Annotated in this window: 8 protein-coding genes and 1 pseudogene; 8 read left to right on the top strand and 1 reads right to left on the bottom strand. The window is 57.2% G+C overall.

Going from position 1 to position 12,132, the window contains the following annotated elements; translation table 11 throughout:
* Positions 1-134: 134 nt before the first annotated feature.
* Positions 135-770 (bottom strand): YchE family NAAT transporter, encoded by a 636-nt coding sequence (locus ACW5XD_RS07470; protein ID WP_456494335.1) that lies wholly within the window; start codon positions 768-770, stop codon positions 135-137.
* Positions 771-1,038: 268 nt separating this feature from the next.
* Between ACW5XD_RS07470 and ACW5XD_RS07465 the strand changes: the two genes are divergently transcribed.
* The 8 genes and pseudogenes from ACW5XD_RS07465 to ACW5XD_RS07430 all read left to right on the top strand — a co-directional run bounded on the left by ACW5XD_RS07465 (position 1,039) and on the right by ACW5XD_RS07430 (position 12,042).
* Positions 1,039-1,671 carry a 2OG-Fe dioxygenase family protein gene (locus ACW5XD_RS07465; RefSeq protein ID WP_456494334.1) on the top strand — a complete coding sequence of 211 codons (633 nt, stop codon included), beginning with the start codon at positions 1,039-1,041 and terminating at the stop codon, positions 1,669-1,671.
* A gap of 295 nt (positions 1,672-1,966) precedes the next feature.
* Positions 1,967-4,642, top strand: a complete 2,676-nt coding sequence (adhE, locus tag ACW5XD_RS07460) for a bifunctional acetaldehyde-CoA/alcohol dehydrogenase (RefSeq protein ID WP_456494333.1) — start codon at positions 1,967-1,969, stop codon at positions 4,640-4,642.
* Positions 4,643-4,752: 110 nt separating this feature from the next.
* Positions 4,753-5,988, top strand: a complete 1,236-nt coding sequence (locus tag ACW5XD_RS07455) for an HD-GYP domain-containing protein (protein WP_456494332.1) — start codon at positions 4,753-4,755, stop codon at positions 5,986-5,988.
* Positions 5,989-6,341: 353 nt separating this feature from the next.
* Positions 6,342-8,011: pseudogene (locus ACW5XD_RS07450) on the top strand (LytS/YhcK type 5TM receptor domain-containing protein).
* Between the two features lie 97 nt (positions 8,012-8,108).
* Positions 8,109-8,813: a two-component system response regulator BtsR gene (btsR, locus tag ACW5XD_RS07445; RefSeq protein WP_456494331.1), complete on the top strand. Its 705-nt coding sequence runs from the start codon at positions 8,109-8,111 to the stop codon at positions 8,811-8,813.
* 142 nt (positions 8,814-8,955) lie between these two features.
* A complete protein-coding gene (locus ACW5XD_RS07440) occupies positions 8,956-10,377 on the top strand; it encodes a carbon starvation CstA family protein (protein WP_456494330.1) in 1,422 nt (473 codons plus the stop codon).
* Between the two features lie 285 nt (positions 10,378-10,662).
* Entirely contained in the window at positions 10,663-11,001 is a 339-nt protein-coding gene (locus ACW5XD_RS07435; protein WP_456494329.1) for a DUF3302 domain-containing protein, read from the top strand.
* 3 nt (positions 11,002-11,004) lie between these two features.
* Entirely contained in the window at positions 11,005-12,042 is a 1,038-nt protein-coding gene (locus ACW5XD_RS07430; protein WP_456494328.1) for an HlyD family secretion protein, read from the top strand.
* The last annotated feature ends 90 nt before the right edge of the window (positions 12,043-12,132 follow it).

The following is a 12,132-nucleotide window of genomic DNA, read 5'->3' as shown; positions in this document are numbered from 1 at the left end:
CCAATTATTCAGAATTTAAATATCCCGCAATGGACGTTTTTTATACAAACCCGCTCGATTCTAGGAAATGACCAACCAAAAAGAAACAATAAAAAGCCGGTCACGAGGACCGGCTCCGACAAAACAGACCTGAATCACATCAATCCTGGGAAGACCCCCTTGATCCCCGCCACCATGATCTCGATGCCGAGCGACATCATGATGAGACCCATGATCCGGGTAACCACGTTGATGCCGGTGTTGCCCATCAGCTTGAACAGCAAGGGAGCGGCGCGGAAGATGAGCCAGGAGCAAAAGGCAAACACCATCACCACCAGTGACATACCCAGCATCTGGGACCAGGTACTCTGGCTGGCGTAGACAATAGATGAAGAGATGGCACCCGGGCCCGCCATCAGCGGCAGTGCCAACGGCACCACAGCGACAGATTCCCGTGCGGCCAGTTCTCCTTTCTCCTGCTTGTTATGCTTCACCTCCCCCAGTTTGCCTTGCAGCATGGACCAGGCGATCAGGGTGATGAGCGACCCGCCGGCAATGCGGAACGAGGCCAGCGAAATGCCAAAACCATCCAGAATAAGCTGCCCCATGTACATGGAGACCAGCAGGATGATCATCACCGCGATATTGGCGGTGGTGTTGGTCTTCATCCGCTCTTCCGGCGTTTGATGGCTGGTCAGGCTGACAAAAACCGGCAGCAACCCAAGCGGGTTGATGATCGCAAACAAACCGATGAAAAACTTCAGATATAAAGAGACGTCAATTGCTGCCATAGGCGCCATCCAGAAATAAGCAAAGCCACGCGGGCCACCCCGATAAACCGAGCGTAAATTTACACCATGCCCTCAACCTTCACCAATCAAATAATCTCACCCTTTCCGTGGCTTTTCAGTTAGTTCCTCTAATGTATCGCCAAAATTCAACATATTGATTTGTTAATAAACATTGTCGCCATTTAACATTCTGGTAAAATCGCTTCGAGTTTTATGCGGCCACGGAGTTTTGGCGCAACATTTCATTTCAGAAAACAAGGATTTTGTAATGATTGATACGGACATCAAGTTGCAATGGCACCTGGATTCGCTGCCAGCAGGCACGGTTGACCCCCTGCTCGGCTTTTTTGAGCGACTGCCGCTCGATCCCTATATCCAGGGCTCCTTTCGGGCACGTCGCTATGGCCGCGTCGAGAAAGAGGGCTCACGCTTCTTCCCCCTCGACAACGGCGTCTTTTTTCAGGCCGCCGCCATCAACAAGTTTCTCGGGGATGTGCCCAGAACCTATGCCGAGCTGGATCCCGCCTTCGTCGCCCACCCGACCTTCCAGCTGATGTTGACCCGTTTTGCCCGCCATACCCGGTTGGCGGATGGCAAGGCGATCGGCATTCACCAGATGCGGATCACCACAGGCCAGGGTGAGAGCGTGCCTCCTGCACCGGAGGGCGTCCATCAGGATGGTTTCGACTTCATCGGCGTGTTCTTTTGCGGCAGCGAGGGAGTCAGCGGTGGTGCACTTCAGCTCTATCATGGATTAAAAGAACAACCATTTTTCCAACAAGAATTAAACGCTGGTGGGTATTTGATCCTGGATGATCGCCGTTTCTATCACAATGCAGCCCCCATACTGCCCTTGGCCCCTACCCGGGGACACTGGGACGTAATAGTGCTAACTGCTTGAAAAATGGTGCGTGGAGCCCTGTTCACGCACCGTTCATCCCGTTTTCGCTCTACTCTACATTCGCGTAACATCCGGAAAACATGTATTGTGAAACAAAATTTCTTTTGTTCTTTTGTTACACATGATCCAGATCAAGTTTTTCTGAGTCAGCCCCGCTCTATAATCGACTCAGAAAGCAATTTAGTAAGGCATGTAAATACCCCCTTATAGTGATTCTCGCCTTGACAGGGCGACTATAATTGCCGGGCATTGCCAAGCTCTTACTAAACAGTTTTCAAATCATCAGGAGATAAACATGGCAGTAACCAATTTGGCTGAACTGGATGCACTGGTCACCCGCGTCAAAGAAGCACAGCGTGAATTCGCCAGCTTTTCGCAAGAGCAGGTAGACAAGGTTTTCCGTGCCGCCGCCCTGGCCGCCAGCAATGCCCGTATCCCCCTGGCCCAGATGGCCGTGGAAGAGTCCGGTATGGGTATCATCGAAGACAAGGTTATCAAAAACCACTTCGCCTCCGAATACATCTACAACGCGTACAAAGATGAGAAGACCTGCGGCATCCTGAGCCAGGATGACGAGATGGGCACCATGATCATCGCCGAGCCGGTAGGTATCATCTGCGGTATCGTTCCGACCACCAACCCGACCGCTACCGCGATCTTCAAATCGTTGATCTCCCTGAAGACCCGCAACGCCATCATCTTCTCCCCGCACCCACGAGCCAAGAACTCCACCAATACCGCTGCCAAGCTGGTACTGGATGCAGCCGTTGCCGCCGGTGCGCCGAAAGACATCATCGGCTGGATCGATCAACCGTCTGTTGAGCTGTCCAACGCGCTGATGAGGCACAACGACATCAACCTGATCCTGGCCACTGGTGGCCCGGGCATGGTGAAAGCCGCTTACTCTTCCGGCAAGCCTGCCATCGGTGTAGGTGCCGGTAACGTGCCGATCGTCATCGACGAAACCGCCGATGTAAAACGTGCCGTCGCCTCCATTCTGATGTCCAAGACCTTCGACAACGGTGTGGTCTGTGCTTCCGAGCAAGCCGTCATCGTCGTTGACGCCATCTACAACCAGGTGAAAGAGCGTTTCTCCAACCACGATGGCTATATCCTGTCCAAAGATGAAGCGGACAAGGTACGTAAAGTGCTGCTGATCAACGGCGCGCTGAACGCAGATATCGTCGGTCAGCCGGCCACCAAGATCGCTGCCATGGCTGGCGTGACCGTGCCTGCCACCACCAAGATCCTGATTGGTGAAGGCCTGGAACTGTGCGCTGAAGATGAGTTCGCTCACGAGAAGCTCTCTCCGACTCTGGGTATGTTCCGCGCCAAGAACTTCGAAGAAGCCGTCGAGATGGCCTGCACCATGGTCAACATCGGTGGTATCGGTCACACCTCTGGTCTGTACACCGACCAGGATCGCAACCAGGACCGTATCAGATACTTCGGCGACAAGATGAAAACCGCCCGTATCCTGATCAACACCCCCTCCACCCAGGGTGGTATCGGTGACCTGTACAACTTCGCTCTTGCTCCTTCCCTGACCCTGGGTTGCGGCTCCTGGAGTGGTAACTCCATCTCCGAGAACGTCGGTCCCAAGCACCTGATCAACAAGAAGACAGTCGCAAAACGGGCAGAAAATATGCTGTGGCACAAACTTCCGAAATCCATCTATTTCCGTCGTGGCTCCCTGCCGATCGCCCTCGGTGATCTGGAAGGCAAAAAGCGTGCAATGGTTGTCACTGACCGCTTCCTGTTCAACAACGGCTATGCCGACGACGTGGTTCGTCTGCTCAAGAAGCTGAACATGGAAGTGGAAGTATTCTACGAAGTAGAAGCTGACCCGACTCTGTCCATCGTCCGCAAGGGCGCCGAGATGGCGAACTCCTTCAAGCCTGACGTCATCATCGCGCTGGGTGGTGGTTCACCGATGGATGCGGCCAAGATCATGTGGGTCATGTACGAGCACCCGGATACTGCGTTCGAAGACCTGGCCATGCGCTTCATGGACATCCGCAAGCGTATCTACAAGTTCCCGAAAATGGGCGTGAAGGCCGAACTGGTCTGTATCACCACCACGTCCGGTACCGGTTCTGAAGTCACCCCGTTTGCGGTCGTGACCGACGATGCCACCGGCATGAAGTACCCGCTGGCTGACTACGAGCTGACCCCGAACATGGCCATCGTGGATGCCAACCTGGTCATGAACATGCCCAAGTCCCTGTGCGCCTTCGGTGGTGTGGATGCGGTCACTCACGCCATGGAAGCCTACGTTTCCGTACTGGCCAACGAGTACTCCGACGGTCAGGCGCTGCAAGCCCTGAAACTGCTGAAAGAGTACCTGCCGTCCAGCTACCAGAACGGTGCCAACGACCCGGTTGCTCGCGAGAAAGTACACAACGCAGCCACCATCGCCGGCATCGCGTTTGCCAACGCCTTCCTGGGTGTGTGCCACTCCATGGCGCACAAACTGGGTGCTGAATTCCACATTCCGCACGGTCTGGCCAACGCCCTGCTGATCAGCAACGTGATCCGCTACAACGCCAACGACAACCCGACCAAGCAGACTGCGTTCTCCCAGTACGACCGTCCGCAAGCTCGCCGTCGTTACGCCGAAGTGGCTGACCATCTGGGTCTGAGCGCTGCAGGTGACCGTACCGCGGCCAAGATCGAGAAACTGCTGACCTGGCTGGACGAGCTGAAAGCCACTCTGGGCATCCCGTCCTCCATCCGTGAAGCTGGCGTGAACGAAGCCGACTTCCTAGCCAAGGTTGATCAGCTGGCGCTGGAAGCCTTCGATGACCAGTGCACCGGCGCCAACCCGCGCTACCCGCTGATCACCGAGCTCAAAGCCATACTGATGGATACCTACTACGGCCGCCCCTTTACCGAGGAAGCTCAGGCAGCAACCAAGGTAGAAGCCAAGGTTGAGGCCAAGGTGGACAGCAAGAAGAAATCCAAAGCCTGATAATCAGACTTGAACTCGAGAGCCCGCGCACATGCGCGGGCTTTTTTGTTTGTCTATCTCTTTAATTTTGCTAGCTTGTTGGTAGGCATTCATGAAATGCGAGTTAGCACATGGCGCTGATACAAGCCTCGATAGAGCAGTTACGGATCGGCCACTACATCCATCTCCCCACGGGATGGACCAACCACCCTTTTATGTTTAGTGCCTTCAAGATCAAGGATCAGCAGCAACTCGACATCATTCGCCATCTCGACCTCAATCTGTTGATGGTGGATCCGGACAAGAGTGACCTGCCCATAGAACCTATCTTGCGCGGTGATATTCCCTCTGCAAGCCCCGATCTGTCGATCATCGACGAGGTCATAGACACGGGCCCCCCTCCCTTCGACGAGAAAGCCTTCCGCCGTTCCCTGCGCGCCGCCGACAAGGCCTTTGGCCAATCCATGTCCGAGCTGCGCGATGCGCTGGGGGCCCTCAACCTCAAGCCTGACGAGGGACTGGCCAACACGGCGCAGATAGTGCGCAACGCCGCCGCCCGCATCAGTGAACACGAGGGGCCGCTTGGCCTGCATCTCATTCGCAGCCCACACACCGACATCTTGCTGCAGCACAGCCTGAACGTGGCCTTCATCGCCATGCTGATGGCCCGGGAACTCGGCATGAACCCCATCGAGATCGAAGAGACGGGGCTGGCAGGCCTTGTACACGACATCGGAGAGCTGAAGATCCCGAGCCAGATCACCCAGAAGCGGGGGGATCTCAACAAGTCGGAGCAGAACTTTCTCAATATGCATCCCCAGTACGGGCTGGAAATGCTGACCCAGTTGCAGGCATTTGAGCCCAAGATCCGCCAGGTGGCCCATCTGCACCACGAGCGGCTCGATGGCAGTGGCTTTCCCCTCGGCATCAAGGGCGGCGAGATCCCGCCACTGGCACGGATCATCGGACTGGTGGACTACTATGACGAACTGCTGCACCCACGCAGCAGCGCGACCCCGGCTGCTCCGAGCCAGGCTATCAGCCAGCTCTACAAGCTGTCGCAGAAGAAGTTCGATCAGGATCTGGTCAAGCTGCTGATCAAAGTATTGGGTGTCTATCCGCCCGGTTCACTGGTGCAGCTCTCCGACGATTCTGTGGCGCTGGTGCTATCCACCGAGCCCACCATGCCCCTCAAGCCCAAGGTGCTGCCCTATATCAAGGCGCAGCGGCCAGAAGCCGTGCCCATGGTCGATCTGCGGGAGGATGAGCGCACCATCAAGTCATTTATCAAGCAAGAAGAGCTGGATGAGGGACAAAGGCTGTTTTTCAATCTGACCCGGCGCTTCTGTTACTATTTTGCCTTTTGAGTTATCCCCAGAAGCTGGGGATAACTCATTGGACAAACCTGAATAATTGCCCAATTACCCTCAAAACGGTTCACTACCAACCATGGATAAAAAACGCCCAGCCAATGGGCTGGGCGGAGCATGCCACCTCCGTGTGGCGTATCCAGCGGATACATTCATGCTCCATCCAGCAATACCAACCCTTGGGCGATTACACAAATATCAATTTAACATGCTGATTTAATATGGTTTTATTGCACGTTTCTGGCAAACTTCGCCCGCAATCGAGCGCACGTCGCTCGCAGAACAAGATCCTGATCACACTTATTCATGCCTGCCGCTTTTTTCGGCTCGGACTCTGAGGAACGTTTTTTATGCAGTTGCTCCTCTCCCTGCTTCAACAGATGAGTGTCAGCCTGGTGATCGCATATCTCTTCTCCAAGAGTCCGCTGCTGCGCCCTCTGGCCAACTATTCCGTCAGGCTCCCTCACAAGATACTGATATACATCACTTTTTCTTGTTTTTGCATTCTGGGTACCTATGTGGGACTGGATATCGACGATGCCATCGCCAATACCCGTGCCGTCGGGGCCGTACTGGGGGGCTGCTGGGGGGCCCGCTGGTAGGATTTCTGGTGGGACTGACCGGTGGCGTGCATCGCTACAGCCTGGGGGGATTTACCGACCTCGCCTGCGCCATCTCGACCACCTGCGAGGGGCTGCTGGGGGGGCTGGTGCACTGGCGCCTGATGCGCTCTGGCAGGATGAACGCCCTGTTCGAACCCAGGATCGCCTTCTTCACCACCCTCTACGCAGAGATATTGCAGATGATCATCATACTGCTGGTGGCGACCCCCTTCGATCAGTCCCTGCTGCTGGTGCGCACCATAGCCACCCCCATGATCCTGGCCAACTCCTGCGGCGCGGCCCTGTTCATCAGTATGATCCGCGATCAGCAGCAGATGTATGAGAAGTTCTCCCGGGTCTTCTCCGCCAAGGCGCTCACCATCGCCAATCGCACCGTCGGCATCATGAGCCAGGGCTTCACCCCCGAGGCCAGCAACAAGATTGCCCACATCATTCAGGAAGAGACGGGGGTCGGCGCCGTCGCCATCACGGATACCGACAAGATCCTCGCCTTCATCGGCACCGGGGAAGATCACCACAAGCCGGGTACCCCCATCACCTCGGCCATCACCCTGCAGGCCATCGCCCGCAACAAGGTGTTGTTTGCCGATGGCAACAGTCAGCCCTATCGCTGCAGCATCTCGCCCCAGTGCCAGCTGGGCTCGGTGCTGGTGATCCCGCTGCACGGCGACGAGGGGGTGATCGGCACCATCAAGCTGTATGAACCCAAGAAGCGCTTGTTCCTCAAGATCAACCACACCCTGGGGGAAGGGATCGCCAACCTGCTGTCACAGCAGTTGCTGACCGGCCGGCTGGAACAGCAGCAACGCCTGCTGGTGCAATCCGAGCTCAAGCTCATCCAGGCCCAGATCAACCCCCATTTCCTGTTCAATACCCTCAATACCATCAGCGCCATCACCCGACGGGAGCCCGAGCGGGCACGTCAGCTGCTGCTGCACCTCTCCTTGTTCTTTCGCAAGAACCTCAAGCGCCAGAGCGGGCTGGCCACCCTGCAGGAGGAGCAGGAGCACTGCCAATCCTATCTCGAGATTGAGCTGGCCCGCTTTGGCGATCGGCTGACCGTCATCAACGAGATTCCGTCCCATCTGGCCGACCTGAGGCTGCCGAGCTTTACCCTGCAACCCCTCATCGAGAATGCCATCAAACACGGCATATCCACCCTGCTGGAGCAGGGCCATATCCGTCTTTATGCCGAAGAGTGTCAGGAGAGCGTGACCATCTGCGTGGAGGACAATGCCGGCACCTGGCAGGAGGGACCGGCGGGGGATGGACTCGGCATGACCATAGTGGATCGGCGCCTCAAGAGCGCCTTCGGCAGCCGGTATGGCATCCGCGTCAGCTGCGAACCAGAGTGCTGGACCCGGGTCGCGTTCACCCTGCCCAGGGAGGCGTCATGACGAGAAGCTACCCCTCGCCCCTGATGACCCGCCTGCCCGATCCATTGCATTCCCATCCCGCGCCGTTCACGCACCATCACGATGTTCAGGAGATTGCATGATCCGCACACTCATAGTCGATGACGAGCCCTATGCCCGCGAGGAGCTGGCCCAGCACCTGGCGGGCGATCCCGACATCGAGATCCTGGGGCTGGCGGCCAACGCCATCGAAGCGCTGCCACTGATCCAGCGGCTCAAACCGGACGTGGTGTTTCTCGACATCCAGATGCCCAAGCTGAGCGGCATGGCACTGGTGGCCATGCTCGACCCCCTGCCCCGCATCGTATTTGTCACCGCCTTCGACGAGTACGCCATTCAGGCATTCGAGGAGAACGCCTTCGACTACCTGCTCAAGCCGGTGGAGCCGGCACGCCTCGCCAAGACGCTGGCTCGCCTCAAGCAGGATCTCACCCCGCAGCCCATCGCCTCGCTGGCGCCGGCCATCCGCCACATTCCCGGCTATCTGCACAACCGGGTGCGGCTGCTGCCCATCGAGCAGGTGGAGTACGCCTTCTCCGATCTCGGCGGAGTACACGTCGCCTGCCAGGACGAGCTGTTTCACACCCAGCTCACCCTGAAATCCCTGGAAGAGAAGACGCCCCTGCTGCGCTGCCACCGCCAATATCTGGTGGCACCGGGGGCCATCTTCGAGATCCAGCTGCTGGAAAACCAGCTGGCGGAGATCGTTACCCCGAACGGCGCCCGGGTGCCGGTCAGCCGGCGTTACCTCAAGGAGCTCAAAGACGAGCTGGGGCTCGAATAGCAGCGCGGGATTGTGCGCGGGATCACAGCCAGCGACCGCTCGGGTCGCCATGTCGCCGCTCGCCACGTTTCACCTGCTCTTCGGGGGCCCTCCCTCTAGACTGGCTACGCACACCATAAAATAACAATGATGGAGCGTAACAATGATCTGGTTCTTCCTCTGTGTCGGCTTGCTGATCGCAGGCTACTTTATCTACGGCAAGTTCATCGAGCGGATATTCGGCCCGAAACCCGAGCGCGCCACCCCCGCCATCACCATGGCTGACGGGGTGGACTATGTGCCCATGTCGGACAAGAAAGTCTACCTGGTACAACTGCTCAACATTGCCGGCGTCGGCCCCATCTTCGGCCCCATCCTGGGCGCCCTCTACGGCCCGGTGGCCATGCTCTGGATCGTGTTCGGCTGCATCTTCGCCGGCGCGGTACACGACTACTTCTCCGGCATGCTGTCGGTGCGCGCCAAGGGCGCCTCCGTGCCGACCGTGGTCGGCGAGCATCTGGGCACTGCCGCCAAACACTTCATGAACCTGTTCGCCGTGGTGCTCTTGATGCTGGTGGGCGTGGTGTTCGTGCTGAGCCCGGCGGGCCTCCTGGCCAACCTCACCTCCATCGATCTGGTCTACTGGATAGTGGCCATCTTTGCCTACTACATACTCGCCACCATAGTACCCATCGACAAGATCATCGGCCGCTTCTACCCCATCTTCGGCGCCTTGCTGGTGTTCATGTCGGTCGGTCTCATCATTGGTCTCATCGTCTCCGGCAAGGGCTTCTACAACACAGGGATGGATTTCTCCAACCTGCACCCGACCGAGCTGCCGCTGTGGCCGCTGCTGTTCATCACCATCGCCTGCGGCGCCGTGTCCGGTTTTCACGCCACCCAGTCCCCGCTGATGGCGCGCTGCATGCAAAACGAGAAGTCCGGTCGCTTCATCTTCTACGGCGCCATGATAGGTGAAGGGGTCATCGCCCTCATCTGGTGCACCCTGGGGCTCTCCTTCTACGACAGCACGGAAGCGCTCAATGCCACCATGGCCAGTGGTGGTCCGGCGGCCGTGGTGCACGAAGTCTCCACCAGCCTGCTCGGTACGGTCGGCGGTATCCTGGCCATTCTCGGCGTGGTGATCCTGCCCATCACCTCCGGCGATACCGCGTTTCGCAGTGCCCGCCTGATTGTGGCCGATTTCCTGCACCTGACCCAGAAACCCATGGCCAAACGCCTGCTGATCGCCATTCCCATGTTCATCCTTGGCTTCATCATCTCCAAGGCGGAATTTGGCATCATTTGGCGCTATTTTGGCTGGGCCAACCAGACCACCGCAGTTATCATGCTGTGGGCTGCTGCTGCCTACCTCATCAAAGAGGGCAAGCTGCACTGGGTCTGCACCATCCCCGCCATGTTCATGACGGCTGTGGTGTTTACCTATCTCGCCAACGCCCCCATAGGTTTTGGGCTGGAGATGGGCATTTCCACCATCATAGGCCTCACCTGCACCCTGGTGACGACGGTGGCCTTCCTGGTAAAATTCAGACCGGCACTGGTAAGCAGCACCAACGAAAATTGATCTGCTCAATAAATTGAAAAAGGGAGCCTTATCGGCTCCCTTTTCTCTGCTCATTTTGCGCCACTGATGCCATACTTCCCCCGTAAGTCCTTGTCATGGATACGACTTTACGGACTTTCACCCATGACCTATCCATCTGTTTTGACGACTTCGAATCCACTTAAGCTCCAGTACAACAACATCGCTTAAGATTCCGTGCCCAAAACGATGAACATGTTATTCCCGATTGCTTTATAAAAACTGAATCCAATACTCCGGCTGTGCGTCAAACCTGTGGAGGCGTAAATGTCACTCGATTACTTTGCTCTTGGCCTGCTTTTTTTTGTAGGTCTCGTCATGTTCTACGGAATCATCATTATTCACGATATTCCTTATGAAATAGCCAAACACCGCCAGCATCCCCATCAGGATGCCATTCACGTGGCGGGATGGGTCAGTCTGTTTACCCTGCACGTGCTCTGGCCCTTCCTCTGGATCTGGGCCACCCTCTATCGTCCCGAGCGTGGATGGGGCTTCAACCAGCGTCTGCAGCAGGATGAGGACGAGATACAACAGCTCAAGCAGGAAATGGCCGAGCTCAAAGCTCGCCTCAACACCATCGAACAGACTGAGCAACAGGGATAAATCATGGACCTGCTACTGATCCTGACCTACACGGCACTGTGCGTGGCCGTGTTCAAGATTTTCCGCATTCCTCTCAACAAGTGGACAGTGCCCACGGCGGCACTGGGCGGGGTGCTCATCATAGGCACCTTGATCATATTGATGAACTACAACCACCCCTACTCGGAGATGGCGCGCAACTACTACGTCTCCACCCCGATCGTGCCACTGGTGAAAGGCCGCGTGGTCGAGGTGCCGGTCAAGCCGAACCAGAAGGTGAAACAGGGGGATATGCTGTTTCGCATCGAGGCAGAACCGTTCGAACAACAGGTTGCCAGCCTGAAGGCGCGACTTCAGTCCAATCAGGATCATGTCAAGTCCATCCAGGCCAGACTGAGATCCGCCAGGCTGGATCTCGGTCGCTCCCAGGAGCTGGTACGCCGTGGTGTCGGCAAGCAGCGGGATCTCGACGTGAGTCAGGCCAATGTCGACGATCTGGTCTCCCAGCTGGATCAGCAGCAAGCCCTGTTCAACGATGTGCAAGCCCAGTTGAAAAAGGCCCAGTATGACCTCGAGCAGACAGTGGTCCGCGCCCCCTCTGACGGTTTCGTGCTGCAACTGGCGCTGCGTCCCGGCATGATTGCCACCCCCTACCTCTACCGTCCGGTCATGACTTTTGTGCACCAGAGCGAGAACTATTATGTGGGCTGGTTCTGGCAAAACAGCATGCAGCGTCTGGCCATCGGCGATGAGGCCGAGGTGGTGATAGATGGTATCCCGGGCAAGATCTTCAAGGGAGAAGTGACCATAGTGGTGCCCGCCATCGCCGCCGGCAACGTGCAGGCCAACATGGGACTGCTGGATCAGAGTACGGCCCAGCGTCCGGGCCGCCTGCCGGTCACCATCAAGATTACCGACCCCGAGTGGCCCAAGTATCAGGTGATCGCCGGTGCCAGCGGTCAGGCCGCCATTTATACCCAGCATTTTTACCACGTCTCGGTGATGCGCAAGGTGCTGCTGCGCATGGCAAGCTGGATGAACTACGTCTTCCCCTTCCATTAATCAACGCAACATTCCCAGCGGGGCCGGGACAAGGCGGGCCGCGGTGTTTTTGGGACCAAGCTCCCGATAATGGGGGCCGGCAGCCCCCCC

It is taken from the genome of Aeromonas enterica (assembly GCF_054052465.1).
Note: the sequence above shows the minus strand (reverse complement) of the source record. Positions and strands in the feature narration are given on the sequence as shown.

Excerpts from the sequence above, each read along its gene's own strand:
- ACW5XD_RS07470 (WP_456494335.1), bottom strand. The coding sequence starts at position 770 with ATGGCAGCAATTGACGTCTCTTTATATCTGAAGTTTTTCATCGGTTTG.
- ACW5XD_RS07465 (WP_456494334.1), top strand. The coding sequence starts at position 1,039 with ATGATTGATACGGACATCAAGTTGCAATGGCACCTGGATTCGCTGCCA.
- adhE (WP_456494333.1), top strand. The coding sequence starts at position 1,967 with ATGGCAGTAACCAATTTGGCTGAACTGGATGCACTGGTCACCCGCGTC.
- ACW5XD_RS07455 (WP_456494332.1), top strand. The coding sequence starts at position 4,753 with ATGGCGCTGATACAAGCCTCGATAGAGCAGTTACGGATCGGCCACTAC.
- btsR (WP_456494331.1), top strand. The coding sequence starts at position 8,109 with ATGATCCGCACACTCATAGTCGATGACGAGCCCTATGCCCGCGAGGAG.
- ACW5XD_RS07440 (WP_456494330.1), top strand. The coding sequence starts at position 8,956 with ATGATCTGGTTCTTCCTCTGTGTCGGCTTGCTGATCGCAGGCTACTTT.
- ACW5XD_RS07435 (WP_456494329.1), top strand. The coding sequence starts at position 10,663 with ATGTCACTCGATTACTTTGCTCTTGGCCTGCTTTTTTTTGTAGGTCTC.
- ACW5XD_RS07430 (WP_456494328.1), top strand. The coding sequence starts at position 11,005 with ATGGACCTGCTACTGATCCTGACCTACACGGCACTGTGCGTGGCCGTG.